The following is a 20926-nucleotide window of genomic DNA, read 5'->3' as shown; positions in this document are numbered from 1 at the left end:
GTGGGATAGTTATGTATTGGAATATAAAACTTCCTTTTATAGTCTTACTGTGAAACATGTGAAACAAGATTTTTCGGGTGGTGACAGGCACCTGTCGAATGGGTTGGTATGATATAATAGGACTACCAGATTGTTTCGGAGGCGGTTCATGTGATTGAGGTTATTACTTATGCGGAATGCGTAATTCGAATACACACGAAGGAAGATATAGAACAGTCTATTCGGAATGAGCTTCTATCTCTCCCGGATTGTATCGTTACAGAGGAGGTTGTCTCTATATCGAAGCCTAGCTTTAATACGTCGAATGGATGCCTAGAAACACAGGTGCTAGCAAGGTTTGTATTAAATATTCCGGAAGAAGCGCAAGAAAAGAAAAATGTAGAAGAATATGTAGAAGATATTGTTCCTTTCTTGAAAAGGTACGTTCCAAAATGTAATGATGTGGTACATACAAAAATTATTCAGATGAAACGAGTTCTTGAACCATAACTAAAGCTTCAATAAACCACGGTTTATTGAAGCTTTTTATTAAATAAGTTTCGATATTTTTTTGGTGTAATTCCTTCTATTTTGCGAAAAGTAGCTACGAAATGACTTACATCATTAAACCCAACCTGTTCCGCGATTTCTTTTAAAGGGATGCTATGATCTGCCAACAGCTTCTTTTTAGCTTCTCTAATCCGAAGCTGAATGAGGAAGGAGTATGGACTAATTCCAAAGGTTCCACGAAAGATTGTCGTTAAATACTGAGAGCTCATTTTCATAATATCCGCCATTTCCGCCAATCCAATATTCTCGGAATAGTGCTCTTCTAGCCATTCAACAACAGGCTTAATTTTATCGAAGGAATCGGATAAAGATCGTTGCATTTTTAATTTTCCGTACTGCTTAAGCATAATAATAAAACTATATAAATCACGGGACAATTCTAACTTAGTAAACTCAGAATCTTTCTCGACCTTCTTTAGCATGTCTAGAAGTAAAGAAGAAAAAGGAACGTCATCAGATTCTGTGTAAAGTGCGGAAAAGTTAAGCTCCAAAGAGTTTAATATAGAGTCGACAGAGGAACCACCGAACGTCACATATAAGGTGGACCATTTAGTCCCGGTAGTTCGATAGGAATGAGGAGTAAATGGCGTTAAAAAAATTCCTTTGCCGGGAGTTAAAATATATTCTTCTCCTGAAAAGGAAAAGGATCCAGTACCTTCTAACGTTTGTAGCCAGTGATAATATGGATATCCTTCGGGGCGTGCAAAATCTTCTTCCTGCGGATTGAATCCAATGCTTTCAATAAATAAAGGTAACGATTTTTCAATTGTAGAAAAGGTATGGCGGATTTTTACGTTCTCCATAGAAATCTCCCCTAGGACACAACACTTTTTATTATTATAGCAAAGACCTGGAATTTCCCAGGCCTTTATTTACTATTCATTGACTACTCTTCAACACGACGACACCGTATCCTTCCAGCTCTATCTTCCCACTCATTTCTTGATCTGTTAGTAGATTCGTATGGGTTTGACCTTCTATTAATTCAATCTGTTGAGCGGAATCATCAAAGTTCATTACGAATAAATAATCGTGAACCCCATCGCTTCTTTTCTGTACACTCACTTTTTTTGGTATGTCTAATAACGGGGGGAGAATCCCTAACTCGTCCATAAGCCTCTGATAAAAATCGTCCTGAAACTTTGCACTATTTCGTGATGCGAGATAATACGCAGAACCGCTTCCTATCCTATTCTTTGTGACAGCAGGCGACCCTTTATAAAAGTCATGTCTAAATTCTGCTAACACTTCGGCTTGTTCTGCGTGAATAACTTCACAGTAATCTCGTGCGGCGTAAACCGCAGCTCCATTCGCGGTCTCGGTATCTATGAATTGCACTTCGTTGAATTGCGTTTCATAAAGGGAATCAATTTCCTCCACCCAAATCCCTAATACGTTACGGAGAGGCCCTGGGAAGCCTCCTAAGAAACAAAGGTCATTTTCATCAACAATCCCACTCCAGTAAGTGGCAACAAACGTACCACCATCCTCGACGAACTGTTCAATTCGCTCGGCAACTCCTGGTCGAACCATGTAAAGCATAGGAGCGATGACTAATTTGTAATCCGATACATCTTGATCCATAGATATGATATCAACGGGAACTCCTTTTTTCCAGAAAGCTTGGTAATGCTGCTGGCACGTTTTAATGTATTCTTTGTTTTCTCTTTTTAATGCTTGAGCATCGTCGATTGCCCATTGGTTTTCCCAATCATAAATAATCGCAACCTCTGCTTGTACAGCCGTACCCACTACATCTTGAATCTTTTCTAAAACGTGTCCAACTTCGGTTACCTCACGAAATACTCGAGTATGCTCATGTCCGGCATGGTCCACCACCGCACCGTGAAACTTTTCAGAAGCTCCGCGTCCTTTTCTCCATTGGAAATACATGACGGAGTCGGATCCGTGTGCGATAGATTGCATGGAGGATAACATATGCATGCCTGGTCGCTTGGCCCGATTAATCGTATGCCAGTTTACGAGACTAGGTGTACTTTCTAAAATAAGAAACGGTTGGCCACCTTTTAACGAGCGGAACAAATCATGGACAAACGCCACATCTCTAGCAAGCTCCCAGTTTTCCTGGTAGCTACTATGCCAAGCTGGATAGCTATCCCACGTCACAACATCTACTTCCTGTGCAAACCTTTGATAGTTTAAGCCAAGATACGGTCCCATCTTAGGATAATCCCCCATAAAGTTCGTCGTTACGGGGATATCCGGCGTGATTTCTCTTAGCGGAACAATTTCATTTTTATAAAAATCAATCGTCTGATCTGTCACAAACCGTTTCCAGTCGAGATTATGTCCGTGCACTTGGTACTCGCCATGTGGTGCTGGAGATTCGATTTGATCCCAGTCAGTAAAGGTATGACTCCAGAACCCTGTCCACCAGGCATGGTTTAAGTGATCTAATGTTTTATATTTTTGTTTCAGCCAGCTACGAAAAGCATCTTGGCACAAATCACAATGACATTCCCCACCATATTCGTTCGATACGTGCCACATGATTAAGGCAGGGTGATCTTTGTACCGTTCTGCAAGCATACGATTTAAAGCAGCTGTCTTTTCTCTGTAAACTGGAGAGGTAAAACAATGGTTATGTCTTAACCCGTGCAGATTTCGAACCCGATTGCTTTCCACTCTTAATACTTCCGGGTATTTTTGGGAGAGCCATGCAGGCCTGGATCCACTTGGTGTTGCCAAGATGACGTGGGACCCATTTTCCGCAAGGTCATCCATTATTTTATCTAACCATTCAAAGGAGTAGTTCCCTTCTTCTGGCTCGATGGCTGCCCAACTAAATATATTAATCGAGAATGTATTACATTTCGCTAATTTCATTAGACGAAGATCCTCTTCTAAAATATCTGGATAGCGGAGCCATTGATCCGGATTATAATCTCCTCCATGCATAAATCCTTTTACACTTTTATGAATGGTTGGATATTTCTTAGCCATAGCGAAAACTCCTCACATCGTTGTTTTATTGGTTTGGCGTTAGCCTTTTACTGCACTGCCAAGCATGCCGGCAATGAAATGTCTTTGTAATAACAAGAAAAAGATAATAATTGGGATAGTGGCGATGGAAATGCCTACCATGATTTGACCGTAGTCAATCATCGAAATCCCTATTAAACTAGATAAAGCCACTGGAAATGTGTACATTTCCGGAGAGTTAACGGCTACTAATGGCCACATAAAGTTGTTCCATTGCATCATAAACAGGTAAATGGACGTAGCAGCAAGAGCTGGCTTCATCGATGGTAATACGACCGACCAAAAAATTCTAAATTCGCCAGCACCGTCGATTCTAGAAGACTCAATAAGAGAGTCGGGAAATGCTAAAAAGTTTTGTCTCATTAAAAAAATGGCAAATGGAAAGCAAAGCTGTGGTGCTATCAGTGCAAAGTAAGTATTTAATAGATTAAATTCTGTCATCATACGAAACAACGGAATAATCGTTGCTTGGTATGGAATCATCATAGAAAGCACAAACGTCATAAAGATAGTATTTCTACCTCTAAATTTAAATTTGGACAGGGCGTACGCTGCAAATGTACAAACCAATAAAGATAACACAACAAATACGAGAGAGACAAAAAGAGAGTTAAATAGAACTCGAAAAATGCCAATCGAATCATTAAGATTCGTTAAGTTTGTCATGAACTGATCGCCAAATGTTAAGGTTGGTGGGTTGGTAAACATTTTACTTGTATGATTGGTTGATCCAACAAACATCCAATAAAACGGAAAGATAGAGATGAACAAAAACACAAGTAAAAAGAAATACAAGAACACTTTCGATACTAGTTTGTTTGTTTTTTGACTTGTTTTTTTCATCTTAATCATCTCCTGCAACTTTTAATTGGATATAAGATAGGATAGCGACGATGACTACAATGATATAAGCCATTGCGGACGCATATCCAAAATCAAAATAACTAAAACCAACGCGATAAATATAAAGTCCTAAGGTTAACGTTGCATCAGCTGGACCGCCATTGGTTAAATTATACGGTTCATCGAATAACTGCAACGTGGAAATGGTTGAAATGATAGCCGTGAATAAAATGACTGGTTTTAACTGTGGAATTGTTATGTTTAAGAACTGTCTAAACTTACCTGCACCATCTAAAGATGCTGCTTCATATAATTCTTCTGGTATATTTTGCATCGCAGCTAAATAAATTACCATGTTATAACCAGTCCATCTCCAAGTCATTGCCATAATAATGGAGAATTTTGCCCAAAACGGGGTGGATAGCCATTTAATGTTTTCTACTCCGAACAACGCTAAGAACTGGTTGATAAGCCCGGTATCTTGGAGCATGATGGAGAACAGAATGGCATAGGCAACTAAGGACGTTACTGCAGGCATAAAGAAACCTACTCGAAAAACTCCTCGTAGTTTTAGAAGTCTACTATTTAAGGCATTTGCTAGAACAAGAGCAAGAAATAGCATAATCGGTACTTGCACAATCAAGAAAATGAATGTATTTTTTAATGCCTCATAGAAGACGCTATCTTGAAATAAACGACTGTAATTGGCAAGTCCAGCAAAAACATACGTCCCGCCCTCTAATTTTTGAAAGCTTAAGATTAAGGAAGCTACAATTGGATAGGCGGTAAAGCATAAGAATAATAGGATTGCTGGAGCTAAAAACAGATAGGGCGTGAGCCGTTTGTATGACATCTCGTTTTCCTCCAATGTTTACTACCGTGTTGATATCTTAACTAAAGTAAGGAAAGAGAAAAGATAAGGGGACATCTTTTCTCTGCTTCCTCATATAATCCATTATTTTAATCTTGTTTCTACACGATCCTTCGCACTCTCTAACGATTTTTTGGGATCTGTACCATTTACGACTTCTGCTTGAGATTTAACTACTTCCTCACGAGCTACTACATCATTAACGGTATAGTTTACAGAAGGAATCTTATCCATTTGTCCTGCGAAGAACTCCCATGCTTTTTGTCCACCAAAATATTCAAGCTCTTGAGAGAATAGCTCAGAATCATAGACTGGTGCATAAGTAGGGAATAAGCCGCCTTCCATCGCAATTTCTTGTGCTTCATAAGAAGTAACGAAGAACTCTAGGAAGTCGTATGCTAAATCTGCGTTTGGACTTTTAGCGTTAATCGTGAAGGAGCTCCCACCTTGGTTAGCTGCTCCACTTCCATCCTCACCGAATGTTGGAAGCGGCATGACACCCCAGTTACCTGCAGAATCTGGAACTTGTTGTTCTAATGTTCCGATTAACCATGCCCCAGCCATTGCGGTAGCCGTTTGCCCTTCTGATAGGGAGGTTACCCATGGACTCCAACCGTTTGTACCAATTAGTAGATCATTTTCCGCTAAATCTTGGAATAAGGTTGCAGCGTTGATGGACTCCTCTGTTGCGATGGTCGTCTCTTTATCTCCGTTAAAATAACCCATACCTTGTTGGCTTAATAAAATGGTATAAACGGTAGACTCATTGGCATCGTAGCTTAGCATCTTCACACCAGTTGCTTCTTTAATTTTCTTACCAGCTTCAACGTAGTCATCCCATGTTTTGATTTGACTTGCATCAACACCCGCTTGTTCAAATAAGTCTGTACGGTAGAAAAGTCCAACTGGACCTGCATCAAACGGGAATGCGTATATATCTCCTTCATAAGAAACGCTATCGATCTTATAAGATGGGAATTGATCTTTGTGTTTATCAAAGCCTTTCTCAGAAAGATTAACGAATGCATCTGGGAAGTTATAGAAAAGTCCAGATAGACCATCATCTACATTTAACATTGCATCTGGTAATCCTTCATTTCCTGCTTGTAAACCAATTTTTAATTTCTTATCAATATCTTCATTATTCATTTCTACAACGTTAAGCTTGAAATCTGGATGTTCCTTTTTATATAGTTCTCCAGCTTTTTCTAGAACGGGTACGTTAATATTTGTAGCCCACATTGTTAGTTCACCTTTGGTGCTTTCTCCTTCATTGCTCGATGCCTCTCCGTTATTCCCTCCACAAGCGGTTAACGCAAAAGCTGCAATTAGTAGGAAGCTGAACACTAATAGAGTTTTTTTCATTTCTGACCCTCCATTTTATTAATAAACTAAAGAAAACAATGGAAGCATAATTTATTTTATGTTTCCTGTTATGTTCGAGTATAAAGCGTTTTCAATAAGGATGGAATATAATAATTTTCATAATTAATATAAGAATATGAAAGTATAAAAGCTAGAAAGGGATAGTTTGTTTGATTGGTGGCATCAAATAAAAAAGAGAGATTGTAAGCACAATCTCTCCAATAGGATAAGAAACACATTTTTATTTTCTTTGTTAGCGAATTGCTGTGAAACAAACTGTGAAACAAGATTTTTCGGGTGGTGACAGGCACCTGGTTATTTCTTCACAAACATCTGTACCCATTGGTAACCGGACTTTTCAAATCCGACTCCGATGTGAGTGAAATTCTCGTCTAATATGTTGGCGCGGTGTCCTTCACTATTCATCCAAGCGTTCACTACATCTTCTGGTGACTGTTGACCTTGCGCAATGTTTTCGCCGGCAGCTTGATACGTAATCCCAAAATCACGCATCATATCAAACGGAGAACCGTATGTTGGACTCGTATGAGAGAAATAGCCTTTATCATGCATGTCTTTTGCTTTTGTTCCTGCTACGTTATTTAAGTCCGGGTATGCTTTGAGCGGTGGTAATCCTTCTTTTTGTCTTTCCGCATTTGTTAACTCAATAACAGCAGTGACAAACTCATGGGTTCCTTGTGTTGTGTTTTTGGGAACTTGTTTGCTTGGCTGCTGCTGAGCTTGTGGTTGCTCACCTTGATTATTTTGATTTTGCTGATTGGTTCCTTGTTGTTGGTTTCTATCAGTCCCTTGTTTCGTACGGAATTCATACTTTTTGTCCTGAATCTTGATAGGTTCTGTTTCAGGGTAGTTTTGACTATTCGAATCCGTTCTTAAGCTGGAGATATTAAGGTTTCGATCTCCGCGATTATCCATTGCTTGGTCATTATTATTACAGGCAACTAATAGTCCAAAAAACAGTGCGACGACAGTAAAAATAAGCTTATTCATTTTCATAGTTAGAAAAATCTCCTTTTCTTTTTGTTAGTATTTTTTCTAACTTTGACGAAAATAAATTGGTAATTTTTTGCATGGGTGTATTCTTAGTAATTAACGTATCTCCATTAGGTGAATACAATGACTTTTAAAAAAGAGTAAAAAGGATGGAGACTATGGAACGTTATTTACCAGTTAATATCAAAACCGAAGTAATCACTGGTGGTCCAAGTAAAAATGTATTTTACCCTCAGGTTACAGGGATGAAGAATGAATCTTTCCAATCATACATGAACCAACAAATTGTGGATCTGACGCAGGCGCTTATTGATCTTCAGTATGGAAATATGCCTTCTACTGTAGAAGAGGTAATTGGAGAGTATGAGGTGAAAAACAATCAACGCCAAGTGTTGAGTCTATCCCATTCCAATTACACGTATCATAGGCAGGCTGCCCACGGAATGACCTATATAAAATCTTTAACATTTGATCTGAAAGAAGAAGGACTCTGTTCTTTGAAAGGCTTATTTAAGCCAGGTAGTGATTATGTTCAAAGGCTTTCCACGATTATTAAGGCACAAATAGAAGAAAGAGATATTCAGCTTTTAGAGCCGTTTACAGAAATTAATCCAAATCAGGACTATTATATTGCGGATAAAGCAATTGTTATCTATTTCCAGCTTTATGACATCACCCCGTATGTGTTCGGCTTTCCGATGTTTCCGATATCGGTCTATGAGATTCAGGACATCATAGAGGAGGACGGTCCTTTGGGAAGAATGGCAACGAATAAGTAAATCTCTAGCTTAAGTGAACGATCCTGTGAAACAAAATGTGAAACAAGATTTTTCGGGTGGTGACAGGCACCACCCGGTTTTTAATCGTAGCGATATGATGGGGGGTGTATTATACTTTCTATTAGGAGGAGATTGTGATGGGTAGACATGCGAAAGTAATTGAAACAGATAACATTGACCGAAGAGAATTGGGTTATTACTATACACCCGATTTTGTCGCTAAGTATATGAGCCATCGCCTTCTTATGCTCCATCCACATGGACATAAGGTGTTGGATCCGTGTGTTGGAAAGGAAGAGCTCGTTGAGGAATTTTTAGCTCGTGATAAAGAGGTAGTTGGGATTGATGTATTTCAACATAAAGAAACCTATACATGTCAGTTTATTCAACGCGATTTCATCGCTTTTTATGAAGAAATAAAACAAGATGGCCAGCTTACGATGGACTCCCTATTACAGGAAGGAAATCCTGAAGCTAGACGAGAATATGATTACATCATTGCGAATCCACCATACAACTGCCATGAGGTTAACTATATAAAAAATAATAAAGCTGCGTTAAAAAGTCTTTTTCATGATGTCGGTGTACATAACATGTATAGCATGTTCCTGTCCGCTATTATAGATATTGCAAAAGAAGGCGCGATGATTGGCTTAATTACGTATGATTCGTTTTTTACGTCAAAAGCACATACGGACCTGAGAAAGAAGATTTTGAAGGAATGCACGATCCATGAAATTACGATGTGTCCAACAGATTTGTTCCATGACCAAGATGCAGATGTGAGAACGAGCATTATTTTCCTGCAAAAAGGAAAGCAATACCAGGGACAAGTAGCGGTTTCGAATCGTCCACCTAACCGGGTAATCTTTCAGGACCAACTGAAGAGTCAGCTTCAGCATGGAAACAAGAAGTACTTCGAATTGGAGGATATTGTCCTAACCAACCCCAATGACAATGACGAATTTATTATAGAATGTCCGGATGATATTCGCGTCCTTTTTTCCGAGAAGAGACTAGGAGAATTGTTCAAATGTGTAACGGGAATTTCGACGGGAAAAGACGAGCTTTACTTGTCCAAAGAAAAAAAGGATCCGTTTACGATTCCATTTTATAAAAATCCTGGAAAAAACCGATTTTATACCGATAACCAACTATATTTGCATAAGGATTTTTTAAGGTTCGATGCAGAGATTAAGAATTTTATGGTTCGGAATAAGTCGTTGTTGTTCCAACCAGGGATTACATGTTCTTCCATGGGAGTAGCGTTTACTGCTTCTCGGTTGCCGGAACATGCAACGTATGGGGTGAATGCGAATATCATTTGCGAAGACAAAGACGCTTGGTGGCTGCTTGCTTATTTAAATTCTGACTTAGTTACCTATCTCGTACGAGGGATTATGATACGCTCCAATATGATTACGTCGGGGTATGTATCCCGAATTCCAATTCTTCCTATGGATTCGGCTATTAAGGCTACCTTAGAAGACTTAGCAAAATCCGCTTATCATAAGGCAAAAGAAAATCAGTCTTTTGAAGCTGAACTAGAAAATATCAATCGTGTTATTTATGAGCAAGCAAAGGTTAGGAAGGAAACTATAGAAACTATTAAGAGATTTAATGAAAATTTAATCGCAAACACGTAGAGCTTGGACTTAGTCCAAGCTCCTTTTATTTAAGTATTCCTTTTAATTGGGCAGTCGATAATTCAAGAGAACGAGCAATTTGATCTGTATTTTTTCCAGCTTTTACTTCTTTATCTACAAGCTTTTGGATTTTTGTTTTTCCACCTAATTTTGCGATTTTGTTTTGTTCTTTCAGCTCTATAAGAAACTCAGCATTAGTACGAGGCACCATAGCAGTTAAATCCTTATATTTACTGGATTGTAGATTTCCGTTATTACTAGGATTTACATAGACGTCTGGAATCCATGTGGTTGGACAGACTAGACATTTTACTAATTCGACGTGCATGTCATCCGTGAAACGAATTAGAAAGGTTGCCACATAAAGCTTACAGTCCACATTTTCCTCAAGGAAATCGATTAATCCAATTGCTTTGGAAATATCATCCTTATTAACTTTGCCATCAATCACAGCTGATTTTATATTTACAAAGGACTTTGCCCCGGATTGGAGGTCGAACTCGAAATCATAAACGCCTACTTCTGATTGAGCGGGGGAGACAGATTTAAAGCCATACTGACTACCGTACATCTCAAGGTTTTGGCTAATCACTTCCTCGATAATTCGCCATACAGTACGACCTTTTCCAGCCTTTCTCCAGCCGTAAGGCATCAATTCTTTGCTCGCAATCGGGATGTATTTAATTCGGTCTTTAATTAGTTGGTTAATGCTAGTTTCAAGCAATTCTCGCTCTTGTCTAATGGTTTGCAAGATAGTGTCTCGATTCAAAGCGGTTCCCTCCATATATGCTAGATACTTTGTATCATACCATATGGCATCGTAAGGAATCGTTGTATATTTTTCCAGGTTAAGGAGAGGGAAGCTGAGAAAATGTTCCCCATACTTCTTTGGCGGAATATGGGAACGATTGAAAAAAGATGAGGATAGGAGCGTTATCTAGATAAGGGGTTGTGTTGAACAAATGGTTGTCTCCATAGCGAATTGCTTCGAGAGCAAGAGGGAGCTCTCTTCGGAAAATTTGTTCACGAATGCGCGCTGTTTCATTGTCAAACTGTCCACCATTGATAAGAACATACACATAGAGAAAATAGGTGTTCTGGATGTTCCTCCACTCGGCAAACACTTCATCTCTTACTTCCGTTAATTTTTCGTAGGCATAGGTATCGTCAATGATTAAGAATAGTTCCCCGGTTTCATCCGAGTGCGTTAAGGTGTATTTTCGACCATCAATTGGCGCGCGTTTCGTAATACCATTTCGAAATTCTACATGTAGCTTCGAAGGGATCCAATCTTCGCATTTCATCACCCCATTCATTGATCTGTTGTTATATGTATGAATTAAAGGTGTGAAACAATTCGTGAAACAAGATTTTTCGGGTGGTGCCTGTCACCACCCGATTTTAGTTGTCCACTTTTTTAATAAACTTTTATAGAAGGGGATTCTTTTATAGTCCGCAGGAACGGAGGTTGGGTCATCTATTCCGTTTACAAGTAAGGTGATTTTAAAGCGTTGACCCGGTTCGTCCATGAAATAGGAGCCGAGCTTAAACAAATCTGCTTTAGAAAATAAATCGTGGAGTCTAAGATTAATCTGACGGAATGCTTCCATATCCATATCGCGCGTATAACCAATATTAATAATAAGCTGTTTGCCATCTGTAAAGTCTTCTGGTAGATAGGGTGTTGAGATTAAATACTTCAATGGTTCATCAAATGTATCGCCTTCTACTGTATGTACGAATAAAGGACCTCTGTTTTCTTTAATGAACGTCTCAATGTCCTGGTAGTCAATGTTCATTTCACCTGTTTGCTCCACTATTTCTCTAAGCGTATCAATAGTGTTTTCTTCAATCGCGTTAAAGGTTTGGTTTGCGTCGTGAATCGTTGTATTAGGATCGATTGTTTCCATAAGACCATCACTACTAAAATAAATGACCGCATCACAAAGCTCTTTCATTCGAAAATACTGCATCGTTGCTGTTTCAAATCGTTTCTTTCCTTCAAACCGAAAAGGAAAACGAAAAACACCGATTAGAAGAGCGTGACTCTCCTTAACTTCGCTCAATTGCTCTATTAAATCATCCGTTTCGCTAGGATTTCCACCTATAAATCGATAAAAACATAAATCATTCGGCTCTAGCTCGTCCATCTTTTTTTCGGATTGCAGTATGTCGCTATTCATTTGATAAATACTAACAGATGTCCCCATAATGCTTCTCCCCAGTCCGTTTTTTGTTCATTATAAAGGAGCATTCTTATAAAACCTGTCAGAGCCTGTCGAGAAAAATGACTAGTTTTGTTGAAGCATAATAACGGGTTATTGATCCCTTTAATAACATATAAAAAGACCCTCTAGTCATCAAACTAATAATGACTAGAGGGTCTACTTCTACTTTGCTTTCTTCAGGTTCCCCGAAACTAAAATATCATAGATATCACGTTCGATGATGCGAGTGAATCTTTTCTCTGCTTGATAATTAACAATCTTTTCTATCGTGCTGAAATGAAAATCGCGCTCTACTATTTCTAAAAGAATTCGAATTTGTAATGCAATTCTCTTAATTTTTATCGTTGTAAAGAAATCTTGGTAGGAGTTTTCGTATAATGTTTGTTCAATGAGATTCGCTACTTCTTTGTTCGCAAGAGTTCCGTTCTCCACTAGGCGGATAAAACCTGATGCGACTTCTTTAGACTTTGTAGAGTCACCTGCTAACAGGGTGTCGATTAATACTTCTTCAGGTGAAGGGGTATAAAGAACAACATCCTCTCCCGTTCTAGGAACAAGCTTATACGAACCGAAATCATAGGTGAGAATGCCAGTTATCGATTCATAGGTTTTTCCAACTTCTACAAAGCTGTTGTTATCGACAATGAACTCTCCAGTTTTATCGGAAGCAAAGTACTCCCCGTGCTCTGCATTCCCATCGATTGTAACCATGGAAAGGGTAACAAGTTGACCTTCAAGTGACTCTCCTACATCTGCAGAAGTAATGTTCTTCGCTGTAGGGATGCCCACTTCCGATTCTATTACTTTTACCTCGTAATCTACTAGCTCAGATAAACCATAGTATTCTTTTGTTGTTCCAACTACTTTCACTTTATCTCCAACATGGGCATCTACTTCTGTGCCATATAAAGCAATTCCAGCTGTGTCATCTTGAATATAAGTCATATCATCAAATTTCGCGGTCAAAATCCCTTCTACTTTCACACGAGTACCTTGGTCTCTGTTTCTAGCATCAGCAATACTGGACAATTCTGGTTCTGCTTGTTTTACGGTAACATCTTCCATAGAGCGTGGCATGATTTTGTATTCATCGTAATTGTAATCAAGTACCCCAATGATTTGTTCATAAGTCGTACCGGTTTGAATGAACCTTTCATCATTATCAATGACTAGTGACCCATCAGAATCCGTAGCTTGATAATTACCGTGCTCGTCCGCGGAGTCTACAGTTACATTTTTAATCACAACGAGCTGACCTTCTAATGCCTCATTCATATCTGCAGAGGTAATTAGCTTTGGTTCTGGAACGCCAACGCCTGCTTCTATAATAGAAACATTATGTAAAGTCGGGATGATTTCTAATAATCCAAAGTATTCTTCGGTTCTAGCTTTTGCACGAATTTTATCCCCAACTTGTGCTGTAAAGCCTGGCTCTTCCACACGCACGACAATTCCAGCTGTTTCGTCTTGAACGTAGTAGTTTTGTCCACTAATGGCTGTCACGATTCCTTCGATTTGCACTTTTGTGTCTAGCTCGGCCGTTCTAGCCTCTTCAATTGTACTTACTGGAATATCTTCGATAACGTCCTCAGAGGAACGAGGAACTAGTTTAAACGTATTAAAGTTATAATCTACTACTCCGATAATCGTGTCATAGGTTTTACCCGTTTGTACTAGGTCTTGATCAGAATCAATTACAAATGTGTTTCCGTTTCCATCGGTAGCTGTATAGTTATGGTTACTATCTACAGAATTAACAGACACATTTTCAATGGCAACGAGTGTACCTTCCGTGCTTTCTCCAAGATCTGTAGCCTTGATGTAGCTCGGGCTAGGACCCCCTACGCCAGCCTCCGTTACTTTAACATCTTCTGTGACTACCTGAAGCATGCCATAATACTCGCTAGTTACGCCGTTGGCTAAAATTTTATCGCCAACTTTAGCATCTAAATTAGAGGAACGAACGACGATTCCAGCTGTATCATCTTGAATGTAATAGTTATCTCCGCTGATATGTGTTACGACTCCAGATATAGAAACTGAGCTTCCAACTGGTGCGTAACGGGCGTCAGCAATTTTGGAATCCCGTTCGAATGCAGGTGTGTATCCGTTCGCGATGGCTTCTTCTTCGGAGAAGAAAATACGCTTTTCTACGGGTACCTCTGCCCAATTTGCTGGCTCGTAATATAGCTTTGTATCGGAGTTTCCAACATATCTAGATAATCCATCTCCTTCATCTCTTGCGCGGAATACAAAAGGTAGCTCTAGTACATCTGTATTTGTATCAGACCAAATACCACGTTTGTTATCCTTTGCTTCCTTAACAGCAGATTGGAACTTATTATACGTTTCCATATCTCCAACTGGCCAAATAAAGTAAGTGGAGGCAAAGCCTTGTTTTACCATTTCAAGGTTTGTGTTTAAACCATCTGATTTACGAATGACTTGAGCTAATACACGTCCGTACGCATCAGTTATTTCTTCGCCAACCTTTAACGTAATCTCATCACCAGGTTGAAGTAAGCTTTTTAAATGCTCTTTTGCTTGCTCACCATGATATTTTTGGGCATGATCTGGATCTGTATTAATCAAGCTACTATCATAACTATTTAAATGATAGGTTTCTGGTGTATCAATATTTACGTATCGGACCGTGTCACTACCGAAGATTGCTGGCTCAAAGTGAATAGTATCTCCATCTACTACACTAGTAACAGTAGCCTCGTACGTATTAGGATCTCCGTTATCATCACTACCTTCGGATACAAATTCTACATCATCGGCCTGTTCAACATGAAGTTGATAGGTTCCTTTAAATTCCGTGCCGATAGCCGTGACATTCACGATATTACCAGCTGAAATATGTTCTAGAGCTGGGATTTGATAGATTGCAATAGAATTTCCATTGTCGTCTTCAATAAAGGTATTTCCGTTTGTATTAATCGGACCGATTGTTACATTTTCTAGTCGAATAAGCTCTCCTTCGACCTTTTCATTGACTTGATCAATGGTAACCGTTTGAGGTGTGACAGATTGATTAGAGGAAAGAACTTCTACTGTATAATTACTAATTTCTTGAAGGCCGTTGTAATCTTCTCTTTCACCGGTTACCTTTACGAAATCTCCTACTGAAAAAGGAGTAGAGTCAGCAGGACTGTAGAGGTTAATACCAGCCGTATCATCTTGGATAAACGTTTTTGTACCATTCGCTGTGACCATACCTTCTACCGTCACCGTTTCTCCAGCAGCCACGTTGCGTGCTTGTGCAATTGTTAAAGTGTCTCCGTCATTCGGATCATCTGGATTAGGCTCGGATACAAAGGAGATGCTTGAGACATATTCGATAGATTCTCTGTTCGAATAAACGTCTCGTGTTCCTGTTACTACAATTTGCTGATGAAGAGCACTTGGGTTATTTACAGGGCTAAATTCGGAACGCTGTTCGGATTCTAGTTTAACGACAATCGTTTCCGTTGCATCCGTTGAATCGGCAACTTCCACCGCATATTGCCCATTAAAACCAGCAACGATATAACCAGTCATGGTGACATCGGTTCCTTGTGGGGTTGCTAATGCTTCCGCTACCGTGATGGAGTTGGATTGTTCGGCCGCGGAAACGGACAGAGGTGTCGCTGCAAGGATGTTACTAAATACAAGTGCAAAAATGAGTAAGATGCTTGTCCACTTCTTCATTCTAGTTAATTCCTCCCTATTTTTTGGTTCAACCTTAATAGTAAAACCTCAATATTAAGTATAAATTGTATTTATTTAAAGTTTGTTATTTTTATATAAATTAGGTAAAAACAGGTATTTTATATTACCTAATTCCAGTATTTATGAAAAAAATTCTCGGAAAAGAAGAAATAAATGAGCGTGTATGGGACTATTGGTCTGTCTAAAAAGATTACAAGAGGGGTCATGGATTAATATTGTAAATTTACTTTAAAGAAAAAAGAGTAACAAATGTTACTCTTCAAAAATATCTCCATTCAAAAGCTTATAGACGGAGCCATACTTAGGTAAAAATTGCTTTCCGTTAGGTGGAAATAGTCGCTCTGGATGAAAGCTGTGTAAAGGGATCAGTATTTTCGGATCTAATTCATCGACCAAGTACTGTAAGTGCTGTGGAATAGCGTGACCTCCGCAATCTACTTGAACCTTTTCTAACCCGATTAAATCTAGGAGCCGATGCAGGTTATCGTACGCAGGATCAAACGAACCTAATGGCACCCCATTAGAATGAATATAAATGCCACTCTCGACATTTACATCTAATAGTTCTAATGCGTTTGGATAGGAATTCTGTAACAAATAAGCTTCTGGATTTTTGTTTATCTCTTGAACGGAAACCGTTGGATACTTTTCTAATAGACGCCTTTTCCAAAGAGGTAAGTTGTCTTTTTCTTCTTGGATTTCTTCAGATTCATAAATGTGAAAATTTGCCTCTTCCAAATGGTTAGATGCAATTTCTGCGGTTTCAATTTCGAGGACGACAGTCCGACTTGCTTCTTTTCCAGCTAGAATCATGTTTTGAATGCGTTCGATGTTTCGATGGTAGATATTGAATACACCAATCCCTTTTACAGCATTTAATTCTTTTGCAATTTGCTCAGGTACCCTTTTTTCTTCTGTCAGTAAATCCTCAGGGTTCGAGGCATCAGCAGTGAGATCTTCCACTGAAAGCTGTTCCTCATTTCGTAGGGTAGTACCTTCCATGATAAGAACATCAAACCCTTTTCCCTTGGATTGGTTTACAAAAGATTGTATTCGGTCGGGATGAGCTCCGTGAAGTCTTACATCACCACTATAGAGAATGGAGCCTTCTGGCGTTTCAATATGAAAAGCACAAGCACCAACGATATCATGATCAACTGGGAGTGGTGTGACTATGATTTCTCCGATAGAAAAAGGCTGTTCTTCTATACAAGTTTGGTAGGTACGTTCTCCGGGTGCACCTTCTCCAATGGTATGAAGGGACTCATACAAGTGCTGGGACTCCTTAGTCATATAGACGGGAATGGATGGATCAATCAAACCCATTGCACCCATATGGTCTAAGTGTAAGTGAGAAATGAGGACAGCAGTTTCCCCCTCGTACTCTTGTGCAGATAAAATACTGGAGTGGGAGGGTAATGAGTCTTGTGGATAAACCCCATCAATAGGAGGGATGAGACCTAGCCTAAGATAATCTCTAGTTAATGCAGAAGGGCGTGGCATAACTTGTCCATCCAAAACTTGCCCTGCAGGGTTATAGGTAAGGCCAAAATCAAAGATTACTCGTTTATTTTTATATTCAACAGCAATAATTGTTCCACCGATAGTTCTTAAACCACCGTAAAATATCAGGCTTGTCATGTAAAAAGCTCCTTTTATAGAATGGGATAGAAAGAGAGGAACCTTCTTGGTTCCTCTGCTATCCATATAATTAGTTTCCTAGAATGTTATCTGCAGCTTTTTGAGCAGCTTCTAAGCCTTCTTCCACCGTAGCTTCTCCTAGTAATACTTTATCTAGTTCTTTGGCCACGGCATTTTTCAATTCATTAGCACCTGCTACACGTGGGTCGTAGAACCCGGCATCGAATTGTTGCTCTCCGACACCATAAACTGGGTTTTCTTCTTTATACTTTACCCATGCATCACTTTCTAATGCAGAGTAACGAACAGGAAGGTAACCAGTTTTAGAAGCCCAGTAAGCTGTGTTTTCTGTATTAATAAGGAATTTGGTGAATTCCCAAGCAGCTAATTTTTCTTCATCTGTTGCCGAATTAAATATGGTTACGTTTGTACCAGCGAATGGGGTAGCAGCTTCCTTACCAGCTGGTAGCACGGCAGCTGACCAGTTAATTCCAGTTTCCTCTGCAGGACCAGCAACATATGGAATACCAGCAGAAGATCCGATGTAAAGTGCGACATCTCCACGAGTAAATGGACCAGACATGTATCCATCTTCACCAGCTGTACGAGCAACACCATCTTGGATCATACCGTTCACGAATTCTAGTGCTTCTTTTCCTTCCGGAGTATTTAGCTTAAACTCTCCGGATTCTTCATCTAAATATTCTCCGCCAGCTTGTTCGACCCATTGGTTGAACTCAAGCGTTACAGAGTTTTCAAGACCTAACCCAACCACTTTTTTACCGTCTTTTTCCATCGTTAGTTTTTCAGCAGCTGTACGCAGCTCATCCCAAGTAGTTGGTACTTCTAAGCCAGCTTCTTCTAAGTAGTCTTTGTTATAGAACATGATACGTGTACTTTTATTAAATGGCATGGCGTAGAATTTTCCATCCCAAGTGTTAGATTGGCGGAAAATTTCTACGATATCATTTAACTCATCTTCGCTCCAACCGTATTTAGGGTCATTCACATAAGGAGTAAGATCTGTTACAAGGTCATTTTCTAGGTACTCTGTGATCCAATCTTCATAAGCTTGAGACAAAACAGGAAGGTTTTTAGCTTTAGCCGCTGCCATAACCTTTTGAGAAAGATCATCATAACTACCTTGGTTTACTAGTTTCACGGTGATATTCTCCTGAGAAGCATTAAAATCATCTGTGATCTTTGCTAAAGCCTTTTCATGGTCCCCACTCATTGCGTGCCAGAACTCAATTTCTACAGGAGAATCAATGACTGTGCCGATTCCTTCCGTATTTTCCGTTGTCTTTTCTTCCGCTTTTGAGTCCCCTTCTTCTTTAGCGGATGCCGATTCACTATCTTCATTTCCGCATGCGACTAGTACAACAGCTAGTACAGCTGCAAACATCAGTAATAAAAGTTTTTTCATGAATGTAAAACCTCCATTTTAATAGTAGTAAACGTAATCCGTTCAACTTCCTCTTCGTTGTCCAAGCTTACTTGTTCGATGGATCACCTCCTAAATGTCATACACAGTGATTACCCTTTGATTCCGGATCTTGCGACGCCCTCGATAATGTACTTTTGTAAAATTAGGTACAGTACAATCATGGGTAGAATAATCATGGTGGAAGCAGCCATTAATAGTTCATAAACGGTGCCAGCTTCCGTGCTAAAAGATGTAAGTCCAACAGGAAGGGTACGCATTTCCTTAGATTGAGTCACAATTAGTGGCCATAAGAATGCGTTCCAGCTTCCAATCGCTTTTAAAAGTGCAATCGTAATGAGAGCAGGCTTTGCCAATGGGACCATGATGGTCCATAAGAAACGAAAATTATTACAGCCGTCGACTTTCGCGGCATAAGAGAGCTCTTTAGGAATCCCGAGAAAGAACTGACGTAATAGAAAAATAGAAAAAATACTAGCTGTCCAAGGAATAATCAACGCCTCGTAGCGGTCAATCCATCCTAAGTTAGATAAAGTAACAAAATTTGGAATAAGCAATACTTCTCCTGGAACCATCATGGTTCCAAGTAAAACTGCAAAAACAACATCTCGACCATAAAAAGAGATTCGCGAAAATGCATAGGCGGCTAAGATGGTCGTGATTAATTCACCTAACGTGCTTAATATCGTAACGACGATGCTGTTTACGGTATATCGTGCAAATGGTGCCATCTCCCAAGCGGTCGCGTAATTCTCCCATTTAATATCAGAAGGAATCCAAACAGGAGGCATCATCATCACTTCTCCCGATGATTTGAGGGAGGTGCTTAACATCCAGATAAAAGGTAGTAGCATGAGGATACTACCGAGTATAAGGATTACATAAATAAATCCTTTGGAAAGTGCAGCTTTTGGCATGAAGTGTCCTCCTTTCTAGTACGTAACCTTCCGTTTTCCAATATACAGTTGAATTAAGGTGAAGATAAAAATAACGATAAATAAAACGTATGCAGCGGCGGATGCAATCCCGAACTCCCAATTGTTGTAAAAGTTTTCAAAGATATAGTAAACAACGGTTTGGGCACTGTATGCAGGACCGGGCTTACCATCGAATAAAGCAAACACTTCATCGAACACTTTAAAGGAATTAATAATAGAAACGATGGAAATAAAGAACGTTGTAGACGAAAGTAATGGAACTGTTATATGTAGGAATCGTCTCCAGGATGAAGCTCCATCTATTTGGGCAGCGAGATAATACTGCTTATTAATGTTCTGTAAGCCTGCTAGAAAAATAACAATGTTGTAGCCAAGCCCTTTCCAAATACTTAGAATGATTAAGGAAGGCATAGCCCATGTAGGATCAGTTAACCACTCGATTGGTGAGACCCCAAACAGTCCTAAAAAATAGTTTAAAAGACCGTAATCCGTGTGAAAGATCCAACGCCACACAATGGATATAGCTACAACAGATGTTACGAAAGGGATAAAGTATATCGTTCTAAATAACCCTTTAAACTTAATCTTAGCGTTTAATAAAATGGCAATAGCTAAGGAGATCGCGATAGATATGGGCACGACCCCAATGACAAAAATAATCGTATTTTTCATAGATAACCAGAATTCTGGGTCTTGAAAAATGTAAACGAAGTTATCAAATCCGTATTCATTTACCACATCATTAAAGTAGTCATAGTCTGTGTAGAGACTCATGAGGAACGACTTAATGATTGGATAAATATTAAATACTCCTAATATAATGAGAGCAGGTAACAAGTATAGAAGAGCTTTTACAGTCGAAGTTAACGTCGGTTTTTCATTCAAGGTTAG

17 protein-coding genes are annotated in these 20926 nt (G+C 39.3%); 3 read left to right on the top strand and 14 right to left on the bottom strand.

Annotated features, from left to right (window positions below; genetic code table 11):
• Positions 1 to 150 precede the first annotated feature (150 nt).
• Complete coding sequence (locus FN924_RS18155) at positions 151 to 489, top strand: hypothetical protein (RefSeq protein ID WP_143896950.1); 339 nt, start codon at positions 151 to 153, stop codon at positions 487 to 489.
• A gap of 23 nt (positions 490 to 512) precedes the next feature.
• Here FN924_RS18155 and FN924_RS18150 read toward each other — a convergent pair whose 3' ends face one another.
• The 6 genes from FN924_RS18150 to FN924_RS18125 form a co-directional block, all read right to left on the bottom strand.
• The gene (locus FN924_RS18150) at positions 513 to 1352 is read right to left on the bottom strand and encodes an AraC family transcriptional regulator (protein WP_143896948.1); all 840 of its coding nucleotides are present in this window, start codon (positions 1350 to 1352) and stop codon (positions 513 to 515) included.
• A 76-nt stretch (positions 1353 to 1428) separates the two neighbouring features.
• Complete coding sequence (locus FN924_RS18145; protein ID WP_143896946.1) at positions 1429 to 3513, bottom strand: beta-galactosidase; 2085 nt, start codon at positions 3511 to 3513, stop codon at positions 1429 to 1431.
• A gap of 39 nt (positions 3514 to 3552) precedes the next feature.
• Positions 3553 to 4395: a carbohydrate ABC transporter permease gene (locus tag FN924_RS18140; protein WP_143896943.1), complete on the bottom strand. Its 843-nt coding sequence runs from the start codon at positions 4393 to 4395 to the stop codon at positions 3553 to 3555.
• Between the two features lies 1 nt (position 4396).
• Positions 4397 to 5248, bottom strand: coding sequence for a carbohydrate ABC transporter permease (locus tag FN924_RS18135; protein WP_143896942.1), 852 nt, complete (start codon positions 5246 to 5248; stop codon positions 4397 to 4399).
• A gap of 102 nt (positions 5249 to 5350) precedes the next feature.
• Positions 5351 to 6631, bottom strand: coding sequence for an ABC transporter substrate-binding protein (locus tag FN924_RS18130; RefSeq protein WP_143896940.1), 1281 nt, complete (start codon positions 6629 to 6631; stop codon positions 5351 to 5353).
• Between the two features lie 315 nt (positions 6632 to 6946).
• A complete protein-coding gene (locus tag FN924_RS18125; protein WP_143896938.1) occupies positions 6947 to 7648 on the bottom strand; it encodes a CAP domain-containing protein in 702 nt (233 codons plus the stop codon).
• 155 nt (positions 7649 to 7803) lie between these two features.
• Here FN924_RS18125 and FN924_RS18120 point away from each other — a divergent pair, with 155 nt between their 5' ends.
• A complete protein-coding gene (locus FN924_RS18120) occupies positions 7804 to 8424 on the top strand; it encodes a DUF3298 and DUF4163 domain-containing protein (RefSeq protein ID WP_143896936.1) in 621 nt (206 codons plus the stop codon).
• A 137-nt stretch (positions 8425 to 8561) separates the two neighbouring features.
• Entirely contained in the window at positions 8562 to 10070 is a 1509-nt protein-coding gene (locus tag FN924_RS18115; protein WP_143896934.1) for an HsdM family class I SAM-dependent methyltransferase, read from the top strand.
• 25 nt (positions 10071 to 10095) lie between these two features.
• Here the strand turns inward: FN924_RS18115 and FN924_RS18110 are convergent, their stop codons facing one another.
• The 8 genes from FN924_RS18110 to FN924_RS18075 form a co-directional block, all read right to left on the bottom strand.
• Positions 10096 to 10839 (bottom strand): hypothetical protein, encoded by a 744-nt coding sequence (locus FN924_RS18110; protein ID WP_143896932.1) that lies wholly within the window; start codon positions 10837 to 10839, stop codon positions 10096 to 10098.
• A gap of 79 nt (positions 10840 to 10918) precedes the next feature.
• On the bottom strand, positions 10919 to 11374 hold the full coding sequence (locus FN924_RS18105; protein WP_143896930.1) for a staygreen family protein: 456 nt from the start codon (positions 11372 to 11374) through the stop codon (positions 10919 to 10921).
• An 84-nt stretch (positions 11375 to 11458) separates the two neighbouring features.
• Positions 11459 to 12280, bottom strand: coding sequence for an FtsZ/tubulin family protein (locus FN924_RS18100; protein WP_143896928.1), 822 nt, complete (start codon positions 12278 to 12280; stop codon positions 11459 to 11461).
• 180 nt (positions 12281 to 12460) lie between these two features.
• Entirely contained in the window at positions 12461 to 15991 is a 3531-nt protein-coding gene (locus FN924_RS18095) for a thermonuclease family protein (RefSeq protein WP_143896927.1), read from the bottom strand.
• A gap of 273 nt (positions 15992 to 16264) precedes the next feature.
• Positions 16265 to 17653, bottom strand: a complete 1389-nt coding sequence (locus FN924_RS18090) for an MBL fold metallo-hydrolase (protein WP_143896925.1) — start codon at positions 17651 to 17653, stop codon at positions 16265 to 16267.
• Positions 17654 to 17723: 70 nt separating this feature from the next.
• Positions 17724 to 19079 (bottom strand): ABC transporter substrate-binding protein, encoded by a 1356-nt coding sequence (locus FN924_RS18085; RefSeq protein WP_143896923.1) that lies wholly within the window; start codon positions 19077 to 19079, stop codon positions 17724 to 17726.
• A gap of 110 nt (positions 19080 to 19189) precedes the next feature.
• The gene (locus FN924_RS18080) at positions 19190 to 20014 is read right to left on the bottom strand and encodes a carbohydrate ABC transporter permease (RefSeq protein WP_143896921.1); all 825 of its coding nucleotides are present in this window, start codon (positions 20012 to 20014) and stop codon (positions 19190 to 19192) included.
• Positions 20015 to 20029: 15 nt separating this feature from the next.
• A complete protein-coding gene (locus FN924_RS18075; RefSeq protein WP_143896919.1) occupies positions 20030 to 20920 on the bottom strand; it encodes a carbohydrate ABC transporter permease in 891 nt (296 codons plus the stop codon).
• Positions 20921 to 20926 lie beyond the last annotated feature (6 nt).

The organism is Radiobacillus deserti (genome assembly GCF_007301515.1).
GTDB lineage: Bacteria > Bacillota > Bacilli > Bacillales > Amphibacillaceae > Radiobacillus > Radiobacillus deserti.
This window is presented reverse-complemented; position numbering and strand designations above follow the sequence as displayed.

Excerpts from the sequence above, each read along its gene's own strand:
- FN924_RS18095 (WP_143896927.1), bottom strand. The coding sequence starts at position 15,991 with ATGAAGAAGTGGACAAGCATCTTACTCATTTTTGCACTTGTATTTAGT.
- FN924_RS18130 (WP_143896940.1), bottom strand. The coding sequence starts at position 6,631 with ATGAAAAAAACTCTATTAGTGTTCAGCTTCCTACTAATTGCAGCTTTT.
- FN924_RS18125 (WP_143896938.1), bottom strand. The coding sequence starts at position 7,648 with ATGAAAATGAATAAGCTTATTTTTACTGTCGTCGCACTGTTTTTTGGA.
- FN924_RS18090 (WP_143896925.1), bottom strand. The coding sequence starts at position 17,653 with ATGACAAGCCTGATATTTTACGGTGGTTTAAGAACTATCGGTGGAACA.
- FN924_RS18080 (WP_143896921.1), bottom strand. The coding sequence starts at position 20,014 with ATGCCAAAAGCTGCACTTTCCAAAGGATTTATTTATGTAATCCTTATA.
- FN924_RS18085 (WP_143896923.1), bottom strand. The coding sequence starts at position 19,079 with ATGAAAAAACTTTTATTACTGATGTTTGCAGCTGTACTAGCTGTTGTA.
- FN924_RS18120 (WP_143896936.1), top strand. The coding sequence starts at position 7,804 with ATGGAACGTTATTTACCAGTTAATATCAAAACCGAAGTAATCACTGGT.
- FN924_RS18100 (WP_143896928.1), bottom strand. The coding sequence starts at position 12,280 with ATGGGGACATCTGTTAGTATTTATCAAATGAATAGCGACATACTGCAA.
- FN924_RS18105 (WP_143896930.1), bottom strand. The coding sequence starts at position 11,374 with ATGAAATGCGAAGATTGGATCCCTTCGAAGCTACATGTAGAATTTCGA.
- FN924_RS18150 (WP_143896948.1), bottom strand. The coding sequence starts at position 1,352 with ATGGAGAACGTAAAAATCCGCCATACCTTTTCTACAATTGAAAAATCG.
- FN924_RS18140 (WP_143896943.1), bottom strand. The coding sequence starts at position 4,395 with ATGAAAAAAACAAGTCAAAAAACAAACAAACTAGTATCGAAAGTGTTC.
- FN924_RS18135 (WP_143896942.1), bottom strand. The coding sequence starts at position 5,248 with ATGTCATACAAACGGCTCACGCCCTATCTGTTTTTAGCTCCAGCAATC.
- FN924_RS18115 (WP_143896934.1), top strand. The coding sequence starts at position 8,562 with ATGGGTAGACATGCGAAAGTAATTGAAACAGATAACATTGACCGAAGA.
- FN924_RS18145 (WP_143896946.1), bottom strand. The coding sequence starts at position 3,513 with ATGGCTAAGAAATATCCAACCATTCATAAAAGTGTAAAAGGATTTATG.